Genomic DNA, 25,370 nt, shown 5'->3' with positions numbered 1-25,370 from the left:
GTGGTGCGGGAGACGTCGGGGGTGACGGCACGGATCGCGGCGGCGATGACCAGGGCACAGTCCGGCAACGCGGTCGACGCGATGGCCGAGATCAACGACCTGCTCGCCGAGCTCGACCCGGCCCCGAGCCCCGAGCGGGCCGCCGCCGAGTACGTGCGGGCCGTCGCGGCGCACCACGCCACCGACTCGGTCGAGGCCCTGGACGCGGTCGACGGCTGTATCCGGGTCGCCCGGGCGATCGACGAGCCCGGCTGGGAGGCGAACGCGATCGCGCTCCGGATCGTCACGCTGATCCGCACCGGCGAGGGCGGTGACTCGGTCGCCGACCTGGTCGCCGCGGAGAACGCGCTGTCCCGGACCCGCGACCTCGGGCTGGCGAGCTGGGGGCACACCGGCCTCGGGTACGCCTACGACCTGCTCCGGCTGTACGAGCTGTGCATCCCGCACTTCGAGGTCGCCGCCGACGGCAACCACGACCCGCTCGGCCTGCCCGAGTCGCCGGCCATCACCCGGCTGAACCTGGCCGAGTCGAACCTGCGCTGGGCGCACGAGCTCGAGCGGCTCGGCGACACGTCGTACGACGAAGAGATCCTGGAACGGCGGCGCGCCGCGCACCGCTGGGCCGGCGAGGCGGTCGAGGCGATCCTCGCGGCAGACCTGCTCGGGTACTGGCCGATGGCCGGGCGGATGTGGCTCGCGGCCAGCAACGACGACGCGGACGCGGCCGAGGCGGCGGTGATCCTCAAGGACTGCCGCGACCAGCTCGCGAAGCTCGGCGACCTGGAGCTGGCGGCGATCGCGGGCACCTACCTGGCCAAGGCGTACCTGACGCTCGGCCGGAGCGGTGACGCGCTGGAGGCCGCGGACCGGGCCGAAACCGACCTGCCGTTAATGTCGGACCCGCCCGTCGAGGCGCTGGTCCGGCACACCGTCGTCCAGGTGATCGCGGCGTCCGGTGACGTCGGCGCGACGACCGGCCTGCAGTACGCGCGGGCGATCAGCCGCGGCTGGTGGGCGGAGCGGCTCCGCGGTCTGTACGCCGTCCGCAGCGCGCTCGCGAACCACGAACTGTCGATCCGGCACGACGCCGAATGGCGGGCCGCCCGCGAGGATCCGCTGACCGGCGTCGGGAACCGGCGCGCGCTCGACGAGCGGATGTCGGTCGCGCAGGATTCCGGCCGCTCGGTCGCGGTGGTCGCGATCGATGTCGACAACCTCAAGGTGATCAACGACAGCTTCGGGCACGCCGGCGGCGACGAGGTCCTGCGGCGGGTCGGCGCGCTGCTGACCGAACAGTGCCGCGCCGAGGACGTGGTCGCCCGGGCCGGCGGCGACGAGTTCGTCGTGGTCCTGGACAACCCGGACGAGCGCGGCGCGCCGGAGCTGGTCGAGCGGATCCGGAGCGCCGCGGACCGGGAGGCCGAGCGGGCCGAGGCGCCGTGGTTCGCGCTGCTCCGGCTCAGCGTCGGGCAGGCGAGCAGTACGGACGGCACGCTGGTCGCGGACCTGCTCACCGAGGCGGACCGCCGGATGTACGCCGAGAAGCGCCGCCGTCGCCGTCAGTAGTCCAGGAACCCTTCCACGACAAGGTTTCTGACCTGCGGGAGGTACTCCGACAGCACGTCGACCACCGGGCGCTCGGTGAGGTCGGCGAGCGCCGCGAGGATCTGCCCGGTACTCAGGTCGCCGTCGCAGGCGCCGACGAAACCGGCCAGGACCGTGTCGACCTGCTCCGCCCGGCGCATCCCGCGCTGCCTGCGCACCACGATCGTCGCCGGATCCTCCGCGCCCGGTCGGCCGGTGGTCTCCTGGATCACGTCGTCGGCGACCCGCAGGTGGAGTCCGGTCAGGTCCTTCGGCAGCCCTTCACGCCGCTCGAACCGGTGCAGGACGTGCGGGCCGATCGGGCGCTCGATCTCGTACGGCCAGGCCTCCGCGTCGAGCGTGCCCGGGACGTTGTGCAGGGTGATCCAGCCCATCCCGATCGCCTCGACGTCGTGCTGGTCGAGGTAGCGCATCCATTCGTCGTACCTGGTCGTGTACTGCGGGCTGCCGTGCAGGCCGGCGTCGCGGAGCCAGAGTTCGACGTACTCCGCGGTGTCGAGCTGCTCGCGCTGCACGGCCCAGGCCTCCCGGTCCGCGGTCCAGCCGGCGAGCCGGTCCTGCCAGTCCTCGCCGCGTACGCAGGTCCAGTTCGCCAGCAGCTGGCACCAGCCGCCGTCGGCCAGATGATCCGGCGCTTGCCGGACGAGCTGCTCGACGACGGCGTCCCCGGTGAACCCGGTCTCCCGGTAGGTCAGGTCGCCGCCGGGTGGCGAGATCACGTACGGCGGGTTGCTCACGATCAGGTCGAACCGCTCGTCGCGCACCGGCTCGTACAGACTGCCGTCCCGCACGTCTAGCTCGACATGGTTGAGCGCCGCCGTCGCCCGCGCCAGCTGCAGCGCTCTCGGGTTGACGTCCGTCGCCGTGACGCTCGCCGCCCGGCCCGCAAGATGCAGCGACTGGATCCCACACCCCGTCCCGATGTCCAACGCCCGCTCCACCTTCACCGGCACGGTGAGCTGCATCAGACTCAGACTGGCCGGCGCGATCCCCAGCACGTAGGCGGACCGCATCGCCTCCCGCCGCCCGTCCAGCCCCGGCGTCAGGTCGGCAACCACCCACCACTCCCGCCCGTCCTCCACGAACGGCCGGACGTCCAGCAGCGCCCGGATTTCCCCACCACTCCGCTCAACGATGCCCAGAGCAACCAGATCGACCCCGGGAAACGCCTTGTCCACCAGCGTTTCCGGAACGGCCCGCTGCAACAAGAACAACCGCACCATCGTGTCGAGCGCATCCCCCGACGCGGTACGCCGTACCGCCGGAGCCGTCTCGTTCCGCGCGAGCGCCGCATGAGCCTGCGACCCGAGCCGGTCGGCCACCCCGTCCACGGTGTACCCCGCCCCGGCGAACGCCGTACGCAGGCCCTCCACCACAATCCCCGTCAACATGTCGCCATCCTCCCACCGGAGGGGTTGCCCACTCAGTTGGAGGGTTGCCCCCTCAGATTTCCAGGGGGCAACCCTCCAGTTCAGGGGTTGCCCCCCAGGCTGGCGGGTTGTCGCGCTTACGGGTTGCAGGTGAGTTTGGGGTTGGCCCAGTCGGCGTGGTCGCTGGTGTTGCCGTCGCCGCCGTCGGTCACCTGGAGGGTGAGGGTCTGGGCGTTGGTGACGTCGACCGTTGTCGTGGCCGTGGGGGATGTGCCGGTCAGTTGGTCGGAGGTGTACTTGGCGGTGCCGTCGGTGAGGACCTTGAAGGTGACCTTTCCACGGTCCTCCATTTCGTCGTCGATGCCGAGTTTGCTGGTGAACGTCGTGCAGTTGCCGCCGAGGCGGATCGAGACCGAGGACGGGGCGTGGGTGCCGAGGCCCTTGGTGTACTGGACGCCGTCGAGGGTGATCGGGCCGCCGTCTCCTGCGGCGTCCTCGCCGTTGCTGTGGTCGCGTTCGACCGGGCCCCAGCCGTTGGTGGAGTCGAGGAACTCCAGGTCGCTGACCCAGTTCTCACCGGTCGGTGCTGGGGGCAACGGTTTGTCGGCGAGGGCGGCGGCGAAGAAGCCGAGGCCGCCGCCGGGGAGCTTGATCGCCTTCACGGTCTTTCCGGGATCCAGTGGTACGGCGGTGTAGAAGACCCGGTAGTCCGTGGTCGTGTTGCTGAGGCCGGCCGCCGTGTAGCGGCCCTTCACCGAGACGGCGAGTTTGGCGCCGCCGGTGGTCGGGTCCTGGCAGCACCAGTTCGGGAGCTGGAAGGTGCCTTCGGAGGTCGACCCGTCGGTGTAGATGATCGTGACCGTGCCGCGGGCGTTCAGGCTGGCCCCGGCGCCGAGGAGCGCCAGGTGCGAGCCGGTGCCGGACACGAGGATCGGCGCGGACTGGTTCTTGACGAGGTTCGGCGAACCGGGGGCGCCCGTCGGCCAGGTGAAGTTCGCGCCCTGCACGGAGACCGTTGCTCCCGGCGTGTATCCGGCGGCCGCGAGTGCCTCGCCGTTGAAGCTGTTGCCGGAGCCATCGAAGTTGCCCTGCTTGTACGTCGAGGCGTCGGTGACCCCGATGACGTTCGCTGCCTGGGACAACGATGCGTACGGCAACTGCGCTGTCCCGCTCGCGGTGTTCGTATAACTCTTGCTCTGGGCAACGTACGACGCCTGCAGCGTGAGCGTGAAGCTCGCCGGTTTCACGTCCGCGCCAGGGGTGACCTGGAGCTTGGTCGTCACGCTCTGCCCCGGTGCGACGGTGGCGAACGTGTTCGGGCCGGCGACGGACCACCCGGACGGGACCTGGACGTCGAGCCGGACGTTGCGGACCGTCGTACCGGTGCCGTTGCGGAACGAGGCAGTCACCTCGGTCGGCTGGCCCGGCGCGTTCCAGAGCGGCGGCGTGGTGAGGTCGGGGGTGCCGAAGGTGTTGGTGACATCGGGTCCGCCGACGGCCGACGAGCCGGTGATCAGTACGGCGGCGTTGCGGGTGGTGGGGATCGATCCGGTCGGGATGCGGACGACTCCGTTCGAGTACGACCAGTTGATGGCCTTGCCATCAAGCGAGACACGATGGGGTGCGCTGCCTGTGTGGACCGTCAGTTCGTAGGGCCTGGTGGTCGGCTTGCCGGTGTAGGTGCCGACGCTCGGGCCGATGTTGACCGTGATGTCGCCGCGGCCCTGGGTGGGGGCGTTGACGGTGAACGTCTGGGTGGCCGAGTTCGTGGCGCGGGTGACGCGGTCGTCCTCGTACAGGGCGAACGACGACTTGCCGGACGGATAGATGTCGACGCTGATCGGGTCGCCGGGCTTCTGCTCGACGGCGTTGTTGATGCCGGGCTTCCACATCGGTACGACCGCGCCGGCCTTCACGAACAGCGGGAGCGTGTCCAGCGCCGCGTGGTACCCGTTCACCGTCGTCGGTCCCTGGTACACGCGCCCGGTCCAGTAGTCGATCCAGCGGCCGGCGGGCAGGTAGATCCCGTTCTTCACCTCGTCGGCGTCGTACATCGGCGCGACCAGGAACTCCTTGCCGGCCAGGAACTCGTACTTCGTCGTGTCGTCCCAAGCGCGAGGGTCGTTCGGGTACTCGAGCACCAGCGACCGGTCCAGCGGCGCGCCGGTCCGATGCGCCTCGGCGGCGTATGTGTAGAAGTACGGCAGCAGCCGCTCGCGGAGCTTCAGGTACTTCCGGTTGATCGCGGTGTACGGCTCGCCGTACGCCCAGGGCTGCTTGTACGCCGGCGTCGACCAGCCGGACATGCTCATCAACGCCGGGTTGAACACCTTCCACTGCAGGTCGCGCACGTACGACGTCGCGCTGCCGCCGAAGATGCCGTCCACGTCGCCCGCGCTGTAGGCGATCCCGGAGTTCCCGGAGCCGGTGATCGCGGGGATCTGCCACTTGATCGCGTCGAGCGAACCGCTGTGGTCGCCGGTCCACTGCACGGCGCACCGCTGCGCGCCGGCCCAGCCCTCGACCATCCACGCGAACCCGCGGGCGTTGCTGTACTGCTCGATGCCGTCGTGCGCCGTGTCGCAGGCGCTCAGTGCGTACCGGTACCCCGGGCCGACCCACGCGACGTCGAGCTTCCGGACACGCACTCCCGCGTCACCGATCTCGGCCGGCTGGCGGTCCAGCGATGACTGCGTCCACAGGCCCATCTGGAGGTTGCGGGCGCGCAGTTCGTCGCCGGTCTGCTTGAGCGCGGGGATGTCGCGCTTTCCCCACCACGTGCCGTCGACGAGCTCGGAGTCTGTGGTGGTGGAGTACCCGCAGCCGTAGTCGTCGTTGACGAGCATCCAGCCGCCGGGCATGTCCTGGTCGTGGAACTTCTGTGCGACCTTGACCGCGTCGAGTGTGGTGACCTTGTCCGGGTTGACCTTCCAGTCGTTGCTCGGGTCCGGGTCGGTCGCGTAGTGGCCGCGGTTGTAGCAGTCCGAGTCGCCGTACTCGAGCCCGTAGACCGGTGGCATGAACGGCCGGCCGGTGAGCTCGGTGTAGCGGTCGAGGGAGGTCTTCAGGTCGCCGACGAAGTAGTACGCGTCGAAGCGCTTCTCGTCGTGCGTGGTCGCGACCGGGTCGGTGAAGCTGTAGCTGCCGGGGCTGAACGTGTTCCGGAGTACGCCGTACCCGGCGGTGCTCATGTAGTACGGCGATGCGTTCGGGTTGCCGCCGTCCTCCCAGTTGAAGTCCTTGGTGATCTTGATCGTCGTGTCGCGGTGCGAGAACCGGCCGTTCTGCATGCCGCCGCCGAAGAACTGCTCGTCGGCGCCGCGGGCCAGCGTCTGCGTGGTGGACGTGTCGGTCCATGACAGCGGCGCGGCCTCGGACCAGACGAGCTGGCCGTTCGACCGGTAGACCGAGAACTTGAGCGGCTGCTTCTGCGCCCGTACTTCGATCTTCCCGGTGCTGAGCGAGTAGTACGTGCCGCGGTCCCGCCAGGTCGTCCGCGGGGTCCCGTAGTCGGTCTTGGTGACGATGGTCGAGCCGTCGCCGGTGCTCGCCGGGTCGGTGAAGTTCCCGTCGGGGGCCATCCAGAGCCGGAACACGTCGTCCTTGAGGAACACGACGCGGACCTTCGCGGGGCCGGCAGTGAGGGTGTACGTCTCCTGATCGGTGGAGAACGCGGTGACGTCACTGAGCGTGGTGCCGGCGGCCCGGGCGGGACCGGCGGTGTACACGAGTGCACCGGCGAGTAATGCCAGCGCGACTACTGAACGTTTCATGCGGACAAAGATGCTCATGACTGCCTCACTTCACGCATCAATGAACAAGATGTGCACAGTGAAGCTCATCGATCGCGGATTGTCATCAGATCAGCTTCATCAAGTTGAGATGATGTCGCCATCACGGGGTGAAACGGGGCGATGACGATGAGTCGCATGGCGAACTCGCGTCCCACCGGCCCCAGCAGCCCCAACCTCACCAGGCGCGCCCTGCTGCTGGCCGGCCTGGCGGCCGGCGGGCTGGCGGCGGGAGCGGGTACCGCGCACGCCTCACCTTTCAACCCAGGAACCCCCCGCCCCTCCGGGGCAGCGGGAGATCCCGACTTTCATCCGGTGCGGTTCAGCTTGCCGGCGCCGACTGGGCGGAAGGCGCTCGGGACGACAGCCGTTCATCTGGTCGACAGAGGGCGGATCGATCCGGCGATGCCGAGTGGGCAGCGGGAGTTGATGGTCAGCTTCTGGTACCCGGCCGGGATGGGTGCGACGGCGCCGGTCGCGAAGTACATGCCGGCCCGGACCGCGGTAGAGGTGGACGCGCTGTGGACCGGCGAGGACGGCCTGGCCCTGCCGGCCGGGTCGTTCGACTTCGGGAACACCGTGACGCACTCGCGGGTCGGCGTACCGATGCAGCCGCTGCGGCACCCGGTGATCCTGTTCTCGCCCGGGTACCAGACCAGCCGGTTCGTGAACACCGCGCAGGTGGAGGACCTGGCCAGCCGCGGATACGTCGTGGTGACGATCGACCACTCGCACGAGACGCCGGTGGAGTTCCCGGGCGGGCGCTTCCTGCCCGGTACGACGCAGGACCCGCCGCAGCCCGGCGCCACCCGGACGGCCGTCGGCACCCGGACCGCCGACGTACGGTTCGTCCTCGACCAGCTGCAGCGGATCGCCGACGGCGAGAACGTCGACGCGGACGGGAAAGCGCTGCCGGACGGGTTCGCGGACGGGCTCGACGTCCGCAAGATCGGCATGTTCGGGCACGCGCTCGGCGGGTACGCGACGGGGAACGCGATGCTCGCCGACGAGCGGATCCTGGCCGGCGCGAACCTGGACGGCACGCTCCAGGACGACCGGCTGAAGGGCCCGCTCGGCGACGTCGCCGAGCACGGGCTGGACCGCCCGTTCCTGCTCTTCGGGTCGGCCGAGACGCAGCGCACGGAGCCGGGCAAGGACTACTACGACAAGTCCTGGGCCGCGTTCTGGACCGCCCAGCGCGGTGGCCGGCTGAACCTGACGCTGAACAGGTCGAAGCAGAAGGCGTTCACCGACTACCAGTTCGTCTTCTCGCAGTTGTTCCACGCGATCTACGGCGAGGACCCGATCGTCTCGTCGGTGATCAAGGCGCTGGTCGGCAGCGCGAAGCCGGCCCGGAGCGTGCTCGCGCAGCGCGAGTACCTGGCCGCGTACTTCGATCTGACACTGCGCCGGCGGCCCGCGCTGCTGCTCCGCGGCGACTCCCCGAAGTTCCCCGAGGTCCGGTTCGTCCGCTGAGACGGCGTACGCTCGGGAAGGTCGGCGGGGGCACACTGTGGTGTTGTCGCGACGCGCCGTAACGGTGGGGTGTTCGCCACAGTCTGGCACCCTCGGAGGCATACACCGGCCGTCAGCGGTTACCGTGCGTTGAGAAATTGCATTGCCGTCGGCCGTACTCTGTCTGCGGGCAGGGTCGGTCTGTGCTCGGGGGAACAGGCCTCGGACGAGGGGCGTTGTAGGAGCGAGAGTAGGGAGCGCAGTGGCAGGGGCAGCAGGGACGAAGACAGCGGCAGGGACCCGTTTGGTGATCGTCGAGTCGCCGAAGAAGGCGCGGATGATCGCCGGTTTCCTCGGGTCCGGGTACGTGGTGGAGTCCAGCTTCGGCCACATCCGGGACCTGCCGAGCGGGGCGGACGAGATCCCCGCCAAGTACAAAGGCCTGCCCTGGGCCCGGCTCGGCGTCAACGTCGAGGACCACTTCGACCCGCTGTACGTCGTACCGGCCGACAAGAAGGCGCAGATCCGCAAGCTCAAGGACCTGCTCAAGGGCGCCGACGAACTCTTCCTCGCCACCGATGAGGACCGCGAGGGCGAGGCGATCGCCTGGCACCTGCTCGAGGAGCTGAAGCCGAAGGTCCCGGTCAAGCGGATGGTCTTCCACGAGATCACCCCGAAGGCGATCCAGGACGCGGTCGGCAACGCCCGGCAGATCGACGAGGCGCTGGTCGACGCCCAGGAGGCGCGCCGGATCCTGGACCGGCTGTACGGCTACGAGGTCTCCCCGGTGCTCTGGAAGAAGGTCATGCCGCGGCTGTCGGCGGGCCGGGTGCAGTCGGTCGCGATCCGGATGGTGGTCGACCGCGAGCGTGAGCGGATCGCGTTCCGGAGCGCGTCGTACTGGGACCTGGACGCCACGCTGGACGCCGGCGAGAGCCGCAACCCGCAGTACTTCCCCACTCGCCTGGTCTCGGTGGACAGCAAGCGGGTGGCGCAGGGCCGCGACTTCAGCTCGACCGGTGAGCTCAAGGGCGCGAACACCGTCCACCTGAACGAGCAGACCGCGACCGCGCTGGCCACCGCGCTGCGGGACTCGCAGTTCACGGTCCGGTCGATCGAGTCCAAGCCGTACACCCGCAAGCCGTATGCGCCGTTCCGGACGACCACGCTGCAGCAGGAGGCCGGCCGCAAGCTCGGCATGTCCGCGTCGCAGACCATGCAGGTCGCCCAGCGGCTGTACGAGAACGGCAACATCACCTATATGCGTACCGACAGCGTCACGCTGTCGGAGACCGCGATCACCGCCGCCCGGGCGCAGGTCCGGGAGCTGTACGGCGCGTCGTACCTGCCGGACAAGCCACGCGTCTACACCTCCAAGGTGAAGAACGCGCAGGAGGCGCACGAGGCCATCCGGCCCGCGGGCGAGACGTTCCAGACGCCGGCGCAGACCGGGCTGAGCGGCGCCGAGTTCCGGCTGTACGAGCTGATCTGGATGCGGACCATCGCCTCGCAGATGCGGGACGCGGTCGGGAACAGCGTCTCGATCAAGATCGACGCCACCGCCGGGACCGGCGAGCAGTGCGAGTTCACCTCGTCCGGCCGGGTGATCACGTTCCACGGGTTCCTGAAGGCGTACGTCGAGGGCGCGGACGACCCGTCCGCCGGGACGGACGACCAGGAGACCCGGCTGCCGGACGTGGCCGAGGGCGACGTACTGCCCGCGACCGAGGTGCTGGCCTCGGGGCACGAGACGAAGCCGCCGGCGCGGTACACCGAAGCCACGCTGATCCGGGAGCTGGAAGAGCGGGAGATCGGGCGGCCGTCGACGTACGCCTCGATCATCGGCACGATCCAGGCGCGGAAGTACATCTACAAGAAGGGCCAGGCCCTGGTTCCGGCCTGGCTGGCGTTCGCGGTGGTGCGGCTGCTCGAGGAGCACTTCACCCGGCTGGTGGACTACGCGTTCACCGCGACCATGGAGGACGTGCTCGACGAGGTCGCGGCCGGGGACCTGCAGCGCGAGGGCGTGCTGTCGCGGTTCTACTTCGGCGACGACCAGCTCGAGGGCCTGCAGTCGATGGTCACCGACCTCGGCGACATCGACGCGCGGGAGATGTCCACGTTCGGCGTCGGCGGGGACGACAGCGGGATCGTCGTCCGGGTCGGGCGCTACGGGCCGTACGTCGAGGACAAGGACGAGCGGCGGGCGAACGTACCCGAGGACCTGCCGCCGGACGAGCTCACCGTCGACAAGGCCCGCGAGCTGCTGGAGCAGCCGTCGGGCGTCGAGCACGAGCTCGGCAACGCGCCGGACACCGGGCTGCGCGTGGTGGCCAAGGCCGGGCGGTTCGGGCCGTACGTGACCGAGGTGCTGCCGGAGGACGCGCCGAAGGGCGCCAAGCCGCGGACCGGGTCGCTGCTGAAGTCGATGACGCTCGACTCGATCGGCCTCGACGACGCGATGAAGTTGCTGTCGCTGCCGCGGGTGGTCGGCAAGGACCCGGAGTCCGGCGACGAGATCACCGCGCAGAACGGGCGCTACGGGCCGTACCTGAAGAAGGGCACGGACTCGCGGTCGCTGTCGACCGAGGAGCAGATGTTCGACATCACGTTGGAGGAGGCTCTGAAGATCTACTCGGAGCCGAAGCAGCGTGGGCGTCGCGCGGCGGCGCCGCCGTTGAAGGAGCTGGGCGAGGACCCGGAGTCCAAGAAGCCCGTGGTGGTGAAGGAGGGCCGCTTCGGTCCGTACGTCACCGACGGGGAGACCAACGCGACGCTCCGCAAGGACGACTCGGTCGACACCATCTCGCTGCTCCGCGCGGCCGAACTGCTGGCCGAGAAGCGCGCCCGGGGTCCGGTGAAACGGCCCGCGAAGAAGACAGCTGCCAAGAAGACCGCCGCGAAGAAGACCGCGACGAAGAAGACGGCCGCCAAGAAGGCGACCACCAAGAAGGCCGCCGCCAAGAAGACGACCACGAAGAAGTCCTGAGCTCAGCCGCCGAAGCTGCTGAAGCTGTGGATGATGAAGTAGAGCACGAGCGCGAAGACCACCAGGATCGCGATCCCGATCGGAGCCACCAGCCACCACGGTGGCCTCTGGCCGCGGACCGCGACCCCGGTGCTCGTGCTGAGGATCTCCCGCGCGACCAGCCGTCCCCCGCGCCACTTGCCGGACACGGTCACGTCCTCGCCGTCCACGACCTGCCCCGTGAGAGCGAGCGTCCGCAGTTCGACCTGGACGGGCTGCTGCCCGGGTTGCTCGAGCCGGAACGTCAGTACCTGGATCGCGCCGTTGTCCGAGCGGGCCTCGGAGCGGTACTGGACGTTCCGCGCGACACCGCGCAACTGCGCCGAGCCGCTTCGGGCCAGTGCGTTCGGCTGATCACTCATGGGAGTTCTCCCGGGTGTAGGACGTGGTAGGAACGTACATTGGGTTGCGTCGGGACCGAGGGATTTGCGAGGAGCGCGGATGACGAGTGCTGTCGAGGTCAGCGCGCAGCGGTTGCGGGAGCGCGGTGAGCGGGTCACGCCTGCGCGGCTGGCGGTGGTGGAGGTGCTGGCGGGGACCGAGGAGCATCTGAGCGCGGAGCAGATCGGCGAGCGGGCCGAGCAGTTGCGGCCGGGGATCCATCGGGCGACCGTGTACCGGGCGCTCGACGCGCTCGGTGAGTTCGGCCTGGTGACGCATGTGCACCTCGGGCGGGCCGGTACGACGTACCACCTGGCCGGCGACCTGGCGCCGAAGCACCTGCATCTGCGGTGCTCGGAGTGCGGCACCGTGTACGACGCTCCCGGCGACATCCTCGAGTCCGCCCGGAAGAAGCTCGCCCGCGATCTGGGATTTCATCTCGCCCCCGAGCAGGTCGCCCTGGTCGGGGTCTGCAAGAACTGCGGCGCGCCCTGATCGCACCACCGGGTTAGGATCCCCGCGTGACCGCGCCCGTGATCGACCTGTCCGCTGCCGGCTTCTCCGTGGACGGCGTCGCCGCGGGACAGTTGCCGCTTCCGATCGACGTACTGTCCGGGCATTGGGGCGCACCGGCCCGCTGGGACGGTAAGGCGGGCGCGGTCGTGGCTTGGCACGACCGCGGGATTTACGCGCACCTGCTGGACGACGAGCACGTCAAGACGCTCGGTCTGCAGTTCCGCGCCGAAGAGGACGGTCCGAGCTACCTACCGACCGGGCTGTTCTCCGGGACGTTCCGGATCGACGGGGCAGCCGCGGAGCAGAAGCTTCCGGGAACCGACGGCCCCGTGGACCTGCACGGCGTCCGCCTTTACGTGACGTACGCCGGCGGCGCCTTGGAGGCCGTCGAGGTGAGCAAGCCGGCGCAGCCGGTGCGGGATGACAAGTACGCCGTCCGGCCGGCTGCGGGCGCACCGCTGGTCTTCACCGACCTCAACCTCAAGCTCGCGGTCATCGACGAGTTGATGTACCAGCAGGAGGTCGTCGAGCCGAAGTTCTCACTGGCCGAGTTCTTGCGCTGGTACGAGGGCCGCGAGATCGACCTGGCGGCCGAGGGCGGGGCCCCCGTCCCCGAGGCGTTGGCCTGGTTCGAGCGGCTGGAGATCGACGCGACGCTGGCCGGCCGGGTCCGCAACCTCGTGGTGGACGCCGGGAACGAGATCTACGGGCAGATCGCGCCGCAGTGGGACGGCGAGGACGACACCTTCGACATCGGCTCGTGGGACGACCTCGCCCTGCTGCCGAATCTCGAGCAGATCGACTTCGTCTCCCTCACTCCCGATGCCGAGACGCTGCGGGCGCTGCGCGGCCGCGGGCTCGACATCGAGGACTGAGACTGCCGACGACAGTCATGGCTGTCCATATCTGTTGATAGGTGTGGAGTTGTGAACAGTTAGGCCTTAGGGTCGACTTTCGTGACTCATTACGTCGAGGACTTTGCCTCCGGGGCGAACGTGCTGCCCCCGCGTTCGTGGCTGGATGACGACTCCGGGCGGCTGCCGCTCAGCGGGGACTGGAGCTTCCGGCTGTCCCCGAGCGTCGCGGACGCGCCGGACGACCTGAAGGATCCGGACACCTCCGGCTGGGACACCATCGCGGTCCCGGGCCACTGGCAGCTGAGCGGCTACGGCAAGCCGGCGTACACCAACGTCGTGTACCCGTTCCCGCTGGAGCCGCCGTACGTGCCGACCGACAACCCGACCGGCGACTACGTCCGCACGGTCACGGTGCCGGCCGACTTCGCGGGGGCGCGGATCGTGCTCCGGTTCGAGGGCGTGGACTCGCGGTTCGCGGTGTACGTGAACGGCGAGTGGGTCGGCTGGTCGTCGGGCTCCCGGCTGGTGAGCGAGTTCGACCTCACCGAGCTGGTTGCCCCGGGCAAGGAAGCGCGGATCGCGGTCCGGGTGCACCAGTGGTCGACCGGCAGCTACGTCGAGGACCAGGACATGTGGTGGCTGTCCGGCATCTTCCGCGAGGTGAACCTGCTCGCGCTGCGCCCGGACGCGCCGACCGACGTGTTCGTGAAGGCCGCCTGGGACCACGTGGACGGCGTCGGCACGCTGCTCGTCGAGTCCGACGTACCGGGCACCGTTTCGGTCCCGGAGCTCGGGCTGGAGCTGGCGACCGGTGAGCACGCGCGGGTCGAAGGTGCGCAGCCGTGGAGCGCCGAGTCGCCGCGGCTGTACGACGCCGTCCTGCGGACCGCCGGCGGCGACGTCCGGCTCCGGATCGGGTTCCGGACGGTCGCGATCGTCGACGGGATCTTCACCGTCAACGGCAACCGCGTGCTGTTCAAGGGCGTCAACCGGCACGAGTTCCACCCGGACCGCGGCCGCACGCTGACCGAGCAGGACATGCTCGACGACGTACTGATCATGAAGCGCGCCGGGATCAACGCGGTCCGCACCAGCCACTACCCGCCGCACCCGCACTTCCTGTCGCTGTGCGACGAGTACGGGCTGTACGTGATCGACGAGTGCGACCTGGAGTCGCACGGGTTCGGGTACGAGCCGCAGCCGCCGAAGCTGCCGAACCCGGTGATGGACCCGCGGTTCCGCGACGACCTCGTCGACCGGATGCGGCGTACCGTGCACCGGGACAAGAACCACCCGTCGATCGTGATCTGGTCGCTCGGCAACGAGTGCGGGATGGGCTCGAACCTGAAGGAAATGTACGACGCGGCGAAGGAGCTGGACCCGTCGCGGCCGGTGCACTACGAACGCGACACCGAGGCCGAGTTCGTCGACATCTACTCGCGGATGTACACCTCGCCGGAGGGGTGCGCGGAGATCGGTGCCGACAGCAACCTCTACCGGAACCTGCCGTTCATCCTCTGCGAGTACGGGCACGCGATGGGTAACGGCCCGGGTGGGCTGCTGGACTACCGCGAGGTGTTCGAGAAGTACCCGCGCTGCCAGGGCGGGTTCATCTGGGAGTTCATCGACCACGGCATCCGGACGACGATCGACGGCCGCGAGGTGTACGCGTACGGCGGCGACTTCGGCGAGACCATCCACGACGGGAACTTCGTCTGCGACGGCCTGCTGTTCCCGGACCGGACGCCGTCGCCGGGCATGCACGAGTACGCGAAGGTGATCGAGCCGCTCCGTATCGTTGCTGACGGCAACCGCGTGTCGATCGCGAACCTGTACGAGGTACTGGACACGAGCCACCTGACGTTCGGCTATGTGGTCGAGGTCGAGGGTGTACAGGTGGATGCCGGGAGCTTGTCGGTGCCGGTGATCGCTGCGGGTGAGAGTGCGACGGTCGACCTGCCGTCGGTTGATCCGTCGAAGCCCGAGACCTGGGTGACGATCACGGCGTCGTTGGCTGCTGATACTGCGTGGGCCGACGCGGGGCATCGGATCGCCTGGGGGCAGATCCGTCTGGACGAGCCGGCACCTGCAGCCCCGATCGCCCCCGGTGCGCCGGCCGAAGGTGTTGCTGGTGTGGACGGGATTTCCGTGGCGGGGCTGCGGAACGTTCGGCTCGACGTCTGGCGGGCGCCGATCGACAACGACACCAACCCGGGGGTCGCGGACAAGTGGCGCGAGGAAGGGCTGCATCGGGTGCAGCACCGGATCGTGTCGCAGGGGGAGCGCGACGGGGCCTGGGAGGTCGTCACCCGGACGGCGCCGCCGCAGCTCCAGTGGGGTCTGCGCAGTACCTGGCGCTGGACCGCTGTCGACGGTGCGACCGTGCTCGAACTGAGCGTCGTACCGGAAGGCCTGATCCCGGAGGTACTGCCGCGGCTCGGGATCACGTTCGACCTGCCGAAGGCCGAGCGGGTCGAGTGGTTCGGCACCGGCCCGAACGAGGCGTACGTCGACACCCGCGAGGCCGCTGCGGTCGGCCGGTACTCCGCCACGGTCGCGGAACTGCAGACGCCGTACGTCCGCCCGCAGGAGAACGGCCAGCGCATCGACACCCGCTGGGCCACGATCGACACCCTCCGCGTCGAGGCGATCGGCGAACTCTTCGGCCTGACCGTCCGCGACTGGACCACCCACGACCTGGAATCCGCCCACCACGCGGCGGACCTGGTCCCCGGTGATACCACCCACGTCACCCTCGACATCGCCCAAACCGGAGTAGGCACCGCCGCCTGCGGCCCCGCCCTCCCCGACCGCGACAAACTGAAGACGGCCCCGGCCACCCTCACCCTCCGCTTCACCACCCACTGACCCCACCCCGCCGCGCCCCCTACCCCTCCTCAGGGCGCGGCGGGGTAGGTCAGTTCACTAGGCGCCAGGTGCGGCCGTCGGCAGACCGATGTCGGCGGCCGCGGTCAGCAGACGCTTGTCGTAGGTGACCAAAGCCGTGAGCTCCATGCCTTCGAGAACCATGGACTGGGCGGATGCCAGGTGGATCGCGTCGAGCGTTCGCAGCATCGGATCCGCGTACGCCGCCGCGGTCGAGAGAACCGTGTCGTCGATCGGGACCCTGGCGAGCCTGGCGAGGACCGTAGGCACGGCCGCGAGCCGGCTGGGATCTGATCGACGTAGCGCGCGCGGGACCTCGGTCAGTACCAACGACGACGCGACGAGTTCCTTGTCCGGCTGCTGTGCGAGCCAGGATTCGAGTGCCGCACTCTCCGCTTCCCGTCGGATCATCTTCACGATCGCGGCCGAGTCGAGGAAGATCACAGCCGCTCCTCCCGCAGGTCCGAGATGACCTCGGTGGAGTCGGTCGTCAGGTCCGGCTCGCCCGGCGGCAGAACCAGCGGGCCGGGATTGCTGGCCGGGATCAGCCGGCCACGACGAATCAGGTCCGTGCGGAGGTTGGTGTTGTCGTCGATCGGCACCAGTCGTGCTGCCGGATGTCCGCTGACGGTGATCTCGAGCGTCTCGCCGTTGGCCACGCGTGCCAGAACGGCGCTCGTGTGCTGATTGAGCTCACGTACCGGAATGCTGTCCATGAATCGAGTGTAGAACGTTGTGTTCTACACCTGCCAACTCAGATGGCGATGGATGGACGTCTGTGGGTTGGGACTGCTGGTGGGCGGTAGGTGTGCCAGGCGGTGGTCAGGCGGCGGACTGCTTCTGTGAGGTCTGCTGGGCGGGCTCGGAAGTGTAGGCGGAGGTGGGAGTTGCTGGCGCCGGTGATGTCGAGGCCGGCGCCGGGGAGGACGGCCAGGCCGTGTCTTAGGGCGGTCTGGGCGAAGGAGTTGCCGTCGCCGTAGGGGAGGCGGACCCAGAGGCATTGGCCGCCGGTTACTGGTGGGACGTGCCAGGTGGGGAGAGCCTCGGTCAGTTGCGAGTGCAGGTGGTCGTGGACGGCGCGTAGGCGGGCCAGGCGGTTGATCAACGGTGGTGTCGCGCGGCCCCAGCCGATTCGGAGGCCGCCCCAGACGCTCTTGCTGAGTGAGCCGATCGAGATCACAGCGTCGCCGTACGCCGCCATCGGCGTGACCGCGGGCTCACCGGGGAACGCGAGGTCGGCCGGTACCTCGTCCTCGATCAAGGGCACGCTTACACCCGCCAGCCGCTGCCGACCCAGCGCGGACAGCACCGAGCCAGTCGGGTTCTGGTACGCCAGGGTCGGGCGCCGCTCCCGGACCGCCGCCTCCAACCCGTCCAGCCCGACCGGCAACCCACGCAGTACGGCGCCTTCCTCCCGGAACACCTCCAATGCTCCCGGGTACGTCGGTGCCTCCACGATCACCTGGTCGCCGGGTGACACCAACGCGTGTGCCAGCAACGAGAGAGCCTGCTGGCCCCCATTAGTGACCAGGACCTGCTCCGGCCGCGTAGGCACCCCGCGAGCCGTGTACCGATCCGCCAACGCCTGCCGCAGTGTCGGGTGACCGTACGGGTAATACCCGATGTCGTTGTCGACGTGAGCCAGTTCCGGCACGATAACAGCGGGTCGACCGGTGCGTCCTCAGCCGCAACACCGTTGGGTACGCCGGCCACCCGCGTACCGCTGCCCTGGCGCCGGGTAATCCGTCCTTCGGCCCGGAGCAGGTCGTACGCCGCGACCACCGTCGTACGGCCGACCGCCAGCGCAGCCGCGAGCCCGCGGTCCGGTGGCAGCAGTACGCCGGGCGGGAGCTCGCCGTCGTCGATCAGCTGCCGCAGACGGGCCGCGAGTAGCAGGTAGAGCGGGCCGCGGCCGGACGACCAGCGGCCCAACCGGTCAGCCACCTCGATTGGTCTCATCTGCGAACCAATTCTGCCGGATTGGCTCTGCAGTGGCGAGCGGATCCGCAGAACGATGGCGGTATGCCGAAGTTCCCGCGCCACCAGATCATGTCCCTGACCGGCGAGCAGGCCCGCCACGAGCTCGGCGAGAGCTATGGCCCGGGCCTCCGGCTCGCGGAGCTGCTGACACCCGAGCTGGCCGAGCTGGAGCTCGGCTACGGTACGGCGGCCGGCGACGTACGGCTGCGGACCGCGATCGCGGAGCGGCACGGCGTCCGGGCCGATGACGTCGTCGTCACGGTCGGCGGGATGCACGGGATCTTCCTGCTCGCGTACCTGCTGGCGGAACGCGGCGAGGTGGTGACGACCGCGGCGGAGTTCCCGATGACGCGCAGCGCGTTCGAGACGGTGGGGGCGTCCGTGCGGGTGGTCCCGGTGGGGTTCGACGACGGGTATCAGGTGCGGGCGGAGGACGTCCGGGCGTTGCTCACGCCGGAGACGAAGCTGGTGAACCTGGCGACGCCGCAGAACCCGTCGGGGGTCGCCGTACCGCTGCCGGTGCTGAGGGAGATCGTCGACGCGATGGCGGTGGTCTGCCCGGATGCGTATCTGCTGGTGGACGAGACGTACCGGATGGCGACGTACGGCGCGGATGCCGTTGCGGAGACGGCCGTGGGTCTTGGGGATCGTGTGGTGTCGGTGGCGTCGTTGTCGAAGTGCCACGGGGCGGCTGGGCTGCGCGTCGGGTGGGTGATCAGTACGGACGCGGCGTTGGTGGAGCGGCTGGTGACGGCGAAGTTCAGCACGGTCGTGTCGGTGTCACCGGTGTGTGAGGCGCTCGCGGCGCGCGTGTTCGAGACGGAAGACCTTGCAGAACGCGGCAGCTGGTTGGAGCAGAACCTTCTGATCACGCAGGACTGGGTGAACGCGAACAGTCGGCTTGTGGAGTGGGTTCGGCCTTCGGCGGGGGCTTTGTGTGTGGTGCGGGTGAAGGTCGACCCAATGCGGTTCAAGCAGGCGGCAGCGAAACACGGCGTACGGCTGGCCGATGGGGACTGGTTCGGGGACGAGTCGCGGGTGTTCCGGCTCGGGTTCGGCTATTTGCCGGTGCCCGAGTTGAAGGCTGCGTTGCACGCGTTGACCGGCGCTTTGGAGCAGGCGGCCTTGGGGATTTGAACGGTCGGGCTCGGGTGCGGCTTCGGCGGCGTCGATCCGGACGGGCTGAAGATGGCGGTCCCGGCGAGGCCGACGGTCCCGACGAGGGTCGCGATCGCCGCGACGCCGACGGGTGCGCCCGAGCCGCGTCGAGGCATTCGATGTCTGCTGTGGTGTGCTTTGACGTGGCTCATCGGCTCCCCGAACGCTCGACTACTTTCAGTGTGGACCTGGTCCCGGAGAGTTGCGATCGGGATGCGTGTCGGGCTGTCCGCGCTGCCCACTAGGCTTGCGGTGTGCCGGAGGCCTATGACCCGCTGACAGACCCTGCACCGGCGCACGATGTGCGCGCGGTGCTGCGGATTCGGGCGTTCCGGCGGCTGTGGATCGGGTTCGGGCTGTCCAGCCTGGGCGACTGGATCGGCCTGCTGGCGCTGACCGCGATGGCGAAGTCCTTTGCCGGCGACAACTACCAGCTGGCGAACTTCGCGATCGGCGGCGTGCTGTTCCTCCGGGTGCTGCCGGCGCTGGTGATGGGACCGGTCGCGGGCTGGGTCGCGGACCGGCTGGACCGGCGCTCGACGATGATCGTCGGCGACCTGGTCCGGGCCGCGTTCTTCGTCACGATCCCGATCGTGCACACCCTCACCTGGCTGCTGGTCGCGACCGTGCTGATCGAGGTCGTCAGCCTGATCTGGGGCCCCGCCAAGGACGCCAGCGTGCCGAACCTGGTGCCCCGGCACCGGCTCGAGGCGGCCAACCAGCTCAGCCTGATCACGACGTACGGCTCGGCGCTCCCGGCGGCGGCGATCTTCACCACGATCACGCTGGTCTCGCGCTGGGCCGGCGACTTCGCCATCGACCTGGCCGTGTACGTGAACGCCGCGACGTTCGCGATCTCGGCGTTCGCGATCGTGTCGGTCGCCGAGATCGGCCGCGCGGTGCATGACCACGAGGACCACCCGACGCTGTGGCGGACGATGGTCGAGGGCTGGTCGTACGTCACCGGCACGCCGGTGGTCCGCGGCCTCGTGGTCGGGATCTCCGGGGCGTTCGCGGCGGGCGCGGTGGTGGTCGGCCTCGGCCGGACGTACGTCGAGGACCTCGGCGCCGGCGACCCGGGGTACGGCCTGCTGTTCGGGGCCGTGTTCGGCGGGCTCGCGCTCGGGATGGGGTTCGCGCAGCGGATCTTCTCCGGGCTGTCCCGGCGCCGGCTGTTCGCGGCCGGGCTGGTCGGGTCCGGGATCTGCCTGGCCGCGCTGGCGCTGATCCAGCAGATCGAGATCGCCACGATGATCGCGATCCTGCTCGGGTTCTGCGCCGGCGGCTCGTGGGTGTCGGGGTACACGCTGCTCGGGCTCGAGGTGCCGGACGCGGTGCGCGGGCGGACGTTCGCGTTCGTGCAGTCCGCCGTACGCACGGTGCTCGCGGTCACGCTGGCGATCGCGCCGTTCGCCGCGGGTGCGATCGGGCGGCACACTTGGACGATCGCCGGGCATTCGGCGACGTACAACGGAGCCTCGATGACGATGGTGATCGCCGCCGTGGTCGCCGGGGTGATCGGGCTGCTCGCCTGGCGGCAGATGGACGACCGGCCGGGCGTGCCGTTCTGGCGCGACGTCCGGCGGAGTTTCGGCAAGACCCGCGGTCACTACCCGACAACCGGGCTGTTCGTCGCGCTCGAGGGCGGTGAGGGCGCCGGCAAGTCGACGCAGTCCGCGCTGCTGGTGAAGTGGCTGGAGGACCAGGGCCAGCAGGTGCTGCTGACCCGCGAGCCCGGCGCGACCGAGCTCGGCAAGACGCTCCGCCAGATCGTCCTCGACCCGGCCACCGGCGACATCTCGCACCGCGCCGAGGCCCTCATCTACGCCGCCGACAAGGCCGAGCACGTCGACTCGGTGATCAAACCCGCGCTGAAGGGCGGCGCCGTCGTGATCACCGACCGGTACGTCGACTCCGCGCTCGCCTACCAGGGCTCCGGGCGGGACCTCGACCTGTCCGACGTCGAGCGGGTGAACCGCTGGGCCACCGACGACCTCCGGCCGAACCTGACGATCCTGCTGGACCTGCCGCCGAAGAGCGGGCTCGGCCGGTTCCGGGAGCGGGACCGGATCGAGGCCCAGGGCGACGAGTTCCACGAGCGGGTCCGGCATGCGTTCCTCGAACTGGCCGCCGCCGAGCCGCAGCACTACCTGGTCCTGGACGCCTCCCAAGACCGCGAGGACATTGCCCGGCAGATCCGGGCACGCCTGCAACCGATGCTCCCGAAGGTGGACCTATGAGTGTTTGGGACGACCTGGTCGGGCAGGAGCCTGCCGTCGCCGTACTGCGGAAGGCCGTGGACGGCGCGGCTGCCGTACTGCGAGGTGAGTCCGGCGCCGCGGTCCACGGGATGACGCACGCGTGGCTGATCACCGGGCCGCCCGGGTCCGGCCGGTCGAACGCGGGCCGTGCGTTCGCGGCCGCGCTGCAGTGCGCGGACAACGGCTGCGGCGAGTGCAACGAGTGCCGTACGGCGATGAGCGGCGCGCACCCGGACGTATCGCTGATCCGTACCGAACTGCTGTCGATCCGGGTCAGCGAGGTCCGCGAACTGGTCCGCCGGGCCGCGATGAGCCCGACGCAGGGCCGCTGGCAGGTGATGGTCGTCGAGGACGCGGACCGGCTCACCGAGCAGGCCGCGGACGCGCTGCTGAAGAGCATCGAGGAGCCCGCGCCGCGGACCGTCTGGGTGCTGTGCGCGCCGACCGTCGAGGACGTCGTACCGACGATCCGCTCGCGCTGCCGGCTGCTCGTGCTGCGGACGCCGCCGGTGGCAGCGGTCGCCGAGATGCTGACCGCGAAGCTCGACGTCGACGCGGACCTGGCGTGGTTCGCGGCCCGGGCCGCGCAGGGGCACATCGGACGGGCGCGGGCGCTCGCGCGGGACGCCGAAGTACGGGACCGGCGGACGCGGGTGCTGGAGGTGCCGTTCGCGCTGCGTGACCTCGGCGCCTGCCTGAAGGCCGCGCAGCGGCTGGTCGACGCGGCCAAGGAAGAGGCCAAGGCGAGCGCGGAGAAGGTCGACGAGAAGGAGCGCGCCGCGCTCGAGCAGGCGCTCGGCGTCGGCACCAAGGGCGCCAAGCCGCGGGAGGCGAACGCCGCGCTCAAGGAGCTCGAGGACCAGCAGAAGGCCCGTGCGAAGCGGTGGGAGCGCGACGTCCTGGACCGTTCGCTGGTCGACCTGATGGCGCTCTACCGGGACGTCCTGATGGTGCAGACCCGGGCCGGCGGCGAGCTGATCAACGCCGAGCTGGAGCGCAACATCCAGCAGTTCGCGGCCCGGACCACGCCCGAGCAGACGATCCGCCGGATCGACGCGATCGGCATGTGCCGGGAGGCGATCGAGGCGAACGTGGCGCCGCTGGTCGCGCTCGAGGCGATGACGGTCTCGCTGTTCGAGGGTCGCAGCGACGGGTTCACGATTCCGCGCCGGGTGCTGCGCTGAGAACTGCCGTCGAGACGTGACTCACGTCCGATAACTGGGCGGCAGCTGTAACACCGAGACGGGCGGGTCCGATGACTGGGGGTGTCCGGGGTAGCCCGGCGCCACCTCCCGAAACGGACGTCGATGACCCAGCCCTCCTCCCCGATCCAGCCGGTGCGGCAACCACTGCCGCCGGCCGAATCCTGGCTGGAGGGCGTCCCGGATCCGGTGAAACGCCAGGACGGGTACGCGATCGCCGCGCTCGCGGTCAGCCTGCCCGGGCTGGTGCCGATCGCGGTCGTGCTGGCCGGTGTCGCGCTGCGCCGGATCAAACGGGCCGGCGGGCACGGGAAGCGGCTCGCGTACGGCGCGTTGCTGGTCTCGCTGTGCTGGGTGCTCGCGATCGGTACCGCGGTCACGCTCAACCTGATCGCCGAACACCGCCGCGGCATCGGCCGGACCGTGTCGATCTCGCAGGTGGACGTCGGCCGCTGCTTCGACGCGGACCTGGAGTCGGACGCGCTGCGGCTGGTACGGATCGCGGACTGCGCAGGGCCGCACACCGGCGAGGCGTACGCGAAGGTGCAGGCGGCGCTGGTCGGGCTGACCGGCGCGCAGACCGGCGCGGAGGCGACCCAGCAGTGCGCGGGCGCGTTCGTGGATTTCGTCGGGAAGCCCTACGAACGGTCCGAGCTGGACATGTACTACGTGGTGCTCGAGGACCACGCCGTTGCTGACGGCAACGTCCTCTGCTTGCTCGGGATGCCGGGAATGCACCTGAGCGGTACGATGCGCGGAGCGCAGCGGTAGCGCCTGCGGGGGAGTGGGAGACGACGTGACTCAGCCGCCGTACGGATCCGAGCCGCCATCGGAACGGCCGCAGGACCGGCCGCACGACCCGACGCGGGTGTTCCCGAGCTATGGGCGCCCGGAGCAACCGAGTGGTACGCCGTGGGCGGCGCCGGGGCAGCCGCCGCAGTACGGACAGCAGCCGTACGGGCAACAGCCTTATGGACAGCAGCCGTACGGGCAGGCGCCTTACGGGCAACAGCCGCCCTATGGGCAGCCGCAGTACGGGCAACAGCCTTATGGGCAACAGCCGTACGGATATGGGTACGGGTACGGGTACGCGGGTGGGCAGGGCGGGACGAACGGGCTGGCAACCGCCTCCCTCGTGACCGGGCTGGGCGGGATCGTCGTCGGGATCTCCGCGCCGGTCGCGATCGGGCTCGGGATCGCCGCGCTCGTGCAGATCCGCCGACGCCCGCAGGCCGGCAAGGGAATGGCGATCGCCGGGGTGGTGATCGGTTCGCTGGTCACGCTCGGCTACGTGGCGCTGATCGCGCTGGCGTTCGCGTTCGGCTCCTCCACCGACGACTCGGGTGCGCCGAGCCCCGGATCCAAGGTGTACGTCGACGAGCTCGCGATCGGCGACTGCTTCGACGAGACCGGCGTCGAGGACGAGGTGTTCCGCCGCGACTGCCCCGTCGAACACGACGGCGAAATCGTCGCCAGCGTCACGCTCCCGCCCGGCGCCTACCCCGGCGACAGGGCCATCGACGACGCCGCCGATCGCGCCTGCGCCGGCCCGTTCGGCTCGTACGTCGGCAAGTCCCGCGACGAGTCCGAGCTCGACCTCGCCTGGTGGACCCCCGACAAACGCACCTGGAACTCCGGCGATCGCCGCGTCCTCTGCGCCGCCTACGGCCCCGGCACCGACAAACTCACCGGCACCGTCAAGAACACCCACCGCTGACCCTTGCCCCCAGCAACAGGAACGGCGCCGTCCGACAAGGAGGGTTATCCGCTCGCGTTGCCCCTTCTCCGCCCTTGACACCAGCAGAGAACCGGCAACACCAAGGGAGAACCCCGCGGCTGTTCCTGGGGCTGTGTGGGGGCTTGTGCGGGCATCTGCAAGTAGTCTGGCCGCGTGGGCATGGTGATGGCGGTGTCGTTCGAGCGGTACGGGCGGCTTTACTACCTTGATCCGGGGGAGTTTCGGCCTCGGGTGGGGGACAAGGTGCTGGTGCCTACCGACGACGGGCCCGAGGTTGCGGAGTGTGTCTGGGCGCCGCAGTTCGTGACCGAGGAGGTCGGCGGGCTGCCGGCCTGTGCGGGCCTGGCGACGTCCAAGGATCTCGAGCGGGACGAGCAGAACCGGCAGCGGCGCGCCGACGCGCGGGTGATCGCGAAGCGGACGATCCGGCAGCACGACCTGCCGATGAAGGTGGTCGGGATCGACTTCGTCGACCGGCGGCCGGACATCGACCAGCTGGTGATCGTGTACTTCTCGGCGCCGCACCGGGTGGACTTCCGGGAGCTGGTCCGGGACCTGGCGCGGGCGCTGCGGGCGCGGATCGAGCTCCGGCAGGTCGGCGCGCGGGACGAGGCCCGGCTGCAGGGCGGGATCGGGCCGTGCGGGCGGGACCTGTGCTGTGCGACGTTCCTGAAGGACTTCGAGCCGGTCAGCGTCCGGATGGCGAAGGACCAGGACCTGCCGCTGAACCCGTTGAAGATCTCCGGTGCCTGCGGCCGGCTGATGTGCTGCCTGAAGTACGAGCACCCGCTGTACCAGGAGTTCAACGCGAAGGCCCCGGCGCTCGGATCCGCGGTGGAGACCCCCGCGGGTGATGGAGTGGTGGTCGGGCACAACGTGCCGAGCGACACCGTGGTCGTCCGGCTGGCGGCTTCGGGCCGGCGGTGTGCGTGCAGCCGGGCGGACGTGTGTTCGCCGCGGCAGCAGTACGAGGCGTCCGCGACGACGACCCCGGACGCGCCGCCCGTCGTACCCGACGAAGTACCGGAAGAGACGCGCGAGGAGCGTCGCGCCCGCAAACCGCGCCGGCGGCGCCGGTTGCACCACGACGACGAGGGAGACACCGCCCAGTGAGATTCCGCACTCGCCCCGCCCCTCGCTTC

The 25,370-nt window shown here is 69.9% G+C and carries 18 protein-coding genes and 1 pseudogene; 12 read left to right on the top strand and 7 right to left on the bottom strand.

Annotated elements, in window-relative coordinates; translation table 11 throughout:
- Positions 1-21: 21 nt before the first annotated feature.
- Positions 22-1,566 (top strand): diguanylate cyclase, encoded by a 1,545-nt coding sequence (locus ACXJJ3_RS19280; RefSeq protein WP_458171586.1) that lies wholly within the window; start codon positions 22-24, stop codon positions 1,564-1,566.
- On the opposite strand, the gene ACXJJ3_RS19275 is transcribed toward ACXJJ3_RS19280, so the two are convergent.
- Together ACXJJ3_RS19275 and ACXJJ3_RS19270 are read right to left on the bottom strand one after the other, a co-directional pair.
- Positions 1,560-2,996 carry a DUF7059 domain-containing protein gene (locus ACXJJ3_RS19275; RefSeq protein WP_458171585.1) on the bottom strand — a complete coding sequence of 479 codons (1,437 nt, stop codon included), beginning with the start codon at positions 2,994-2,996 and terminating at the stop codon, positions 1,560-1,562. The genes ACXJJ3_RS19280 and ACXJJ3_RS19275 overlap by 7 nt on opposite strands.
- A gap of 116 nt (positions 2,997-3,112) precedes the next feature.
- Complete coding sequence (locus ACXJJ3_RS19270; RefSeq protein WP_458171584.1) at positions 3,113-6,748, bottom strand: NPCBM/NEW2 domain-containing protein; 3,636 nt, start codon at positions 6,746-6,748, stop codon at positions 3,113-3,115.
- 333 nt (positions 6,749-7,081) lie between these two features.
- On the opposite strand from ACXJJ3_RS19270, the gene ACXJJ3_RS19265 reads away from it, so the two are divergent.
- Both ACXJJ3_RS19265 and topA read left to right on the top strand, forming a co-directional pair.
- A complete protein-coding gene (locus ACXJJ3_RS19265) occupies positions 7,082-8,242 on the top strand; it encodes an alpha/beta hydrolase family protein (RefSeq protein WP_458171583.1) in 1,161 nt (386 codons plus the stop codon).
- A 286-nt stretch (positions 8,243-8,528) separates the two neighbouring features.
- A complete protein-coding gene (gene topA / locus ACXJJ3_RS19260; protein ID WP_458171582.1) occupies positions 8,529-11,210 on the top strand; it encodes a type I DNA topoisomerase in 2,682 nt (893 codons plus the stop codon).
- A gap of 2 nt (positions 11,211-11,212) precedes the next feature.
- Here topA and ACXJJ3_RS19255 read toward each other — a convergent pair whose 3' ends face one another.
- A complete protein-coding gene (locus ACXJJ3_RS19255; protein WP_458171581.1) occupies positions 11,213-11,611 on the bottom strand; it encodes a hypothetical protein in 399 nt (132 codons plus the stop codon).
- 79 nt (positions 11,612-11,690) lie between these two features.
- On the opposite strand from ACXJJ3_RS19255, the gene ACXJJ3_RS19250 reads away from it, so the two are divergent.
- The 3 genes from ACXJJ3_RS19250 to ACXJJ3_RS19240 all read left to right on the top strand — a co-directional run bounded on the left by ACXJJ3_RS19250 (position 11,691) and on the right by ACXJJ3_RS19240 (position 15,871).
- Positions 11,691-12,125 carry a Fur family transcriptional regulator gene (locus tag ACXJJ3_RS19250; protein WP_458171580.1) on the top strand — a complete coding sequence of 145 codons (435 nt, stop codon included), beginning with the start codon at positions 11,691-11,693 and terminating at the stop codon, positions 12,123-12,125.
- 26 nt (positions 12,126-12,151) lie between these two features.
- On the top strand, positions 12,152-13,021 hold the full coding sequence (locus tag ACXJJ3_RS19245) for a DUF6892 domain-containing protein (protein ID WP_458171579.1): 870 nt from the start codon (positions 12,152-12,154) through the stop codon (positions 13,019-13,021).
- Between the two features lie 81 nt (positions 13,022-13,102).
- Positions 13,103-15,871: a glycoside hydrolase family 2 TIM barrel-domain containing protein gene (locus ACXJJ3_RS19240; RefSeq protein ID WP_458171578.1), complete on the top strand. Its 2,769-nt coding sequence runs from the start codon at positions 13,103-13,105 to the stop codon at positions 15,869-15,871.
- A 57-nt stretch (positions 15,872-15,928) separates the two neighbouring features.
- On the opposite strand, the gene ACXJJ3_RS19235 is transcribed toward ACXJJ3_RS19240, so the two are convergent.
- The 4 genes and pseudogenes from ACXJJ3_RS19235 to ACXJJ3_RS19220 form a co-directional block, all read right to left on the bottom strand.
- Positions 15,929-16,333 (bottom strand): type II toxin-antitoxin system VapC family toxin, encoded by a 405-nt coding sequence (locus ACXJJ3_RS19235; protein WP_458171577.1) that lies wholly within the window; start codon positions 16,331-16,333, stop codon positions 15,929-15,931.
- A complete protein-coding gene (locus ACXJJ3_RS19230) occupies positions 16,330-16,605 on the bottom strand; it encodes a type II toxin-antitoxin system Phd/YefM family antitoxin (protein WP_458171576.1) in 276 nt (91 codons plus the stop codon). The genes ACXJJ3_RS19235 and ACXJJ3_RS19230 overlap by 4 nt, the downstream gene beginning before the upstream one ends.
- Before the next feature lie 38 nt (positions 16,606-16,643).
- Positions 16,644-17,543: an aminotransferase-like domain-containing protein gene (locus tag ACXJJ3_RS19225; protein WP_458171575.1), complete on the bottom strand. Its 900-nt coding sequence runs from the start codon at positions 17,541-17,543 to the stop codon at positions 16,644-16,646.
- A 68-nt stretch (positions 17,544-17,611) separates the two neighbouring features.
- Positions 17,612-17,848: pseudogene (locus ACXJJ3_RS19220) on the bottom strand (GntR family transcriptional regulator); the annotation flags it as partial.
- Positions 17,849-17,911: 63 nt separating this feature from the next.
- Here ACXJJ3_RS19220 and ACXJJ3_RS19215 point away from each other — a divergent pair.
- The 6 genes from ACXJJ3_RS19215 (at position 17,912) to ACXJJ3_RS19190 (ending at position 25,341) form a co-directional block, all read left to right on the top strand.
- Positions 17,912-19,006 (top strand): pyridoxal phosphate-dependent aminotransferase, encoded by a 1,095-nt coding sequence (locus ACXJJ3_RS19215; RefSeq protein ID WP_458171573.1) that lies wholly within the window; start codon positions 17,912-17,914, stop codon positions 19,004-19,006.
- Between the two features lie 275 nt (positions 19,007-19,281).
- Positions 19,282-21,267, top strand: coding sequence for a dTMP kinase (tmk, locus tag ACXJJ3_RS19210; protein WP_458171572.1), 1,986 nt, complete (start codon positions 19,282-19,284; stop codon positions 21,265-21,267).
- Entirely contained in the window at positions 21,264-22,472 is a 1,209-nt protein-coding gene (locus ACXJJ3_RS19205; protein WP_458171570.1) for a DNA polymerase III subunit delta', read from the top strand. The genes tmk and ACXJJ3_RS19205 overlap by 4 nt, the downstream gene beginning before the upstream one ends.
- 123 nt (positions 22,473-22,595) lie before the next feature.
- On the top strand, positions 22,596-23,261 hold the full coding sequence (locus ACXJJ3_RS19200) for a DUF4190 domain-containing protein (RefSeq protein WP_458171569.1): 666 nt from the start codon (positions 22,596-22,598) through the stop codon (positions 23,259-23,261).
- A 25-nt stretch (positions 23,262-23,286) separates the two neighbouring features.
- Positions 23,287-24,207, top strand: a complete 921-nt coding sequence (locus ACXJJ3_RS19195) for a DUF4190 domain-containing protein (RefSeq protein WP_458171568.1) — start codon at positions 23,287-23,289, stop codon at positions 24,205-24,207.
- Positions 24,208-24,387: 180 nt separating this feature from the next.
- Complete coding sequence (locus ACXJJ3_RS19190; RefSeq protein ID WP_458171916.1) at positions 24,388-25,341, top strand: PSP1 domain-containing protein; 954 nt, start codon at positions 24,388-24,390, stop codon at positions 25,339-25,341.
- Positions 25,342-25,370: the final 29 nt, after the last annotated feature.

This window comes from Kribbella sp. WER1, from assembly GCF_054189145.1.
This window is presented reverse-complemented; position numbering and strand designations above follow the sequence as displayed.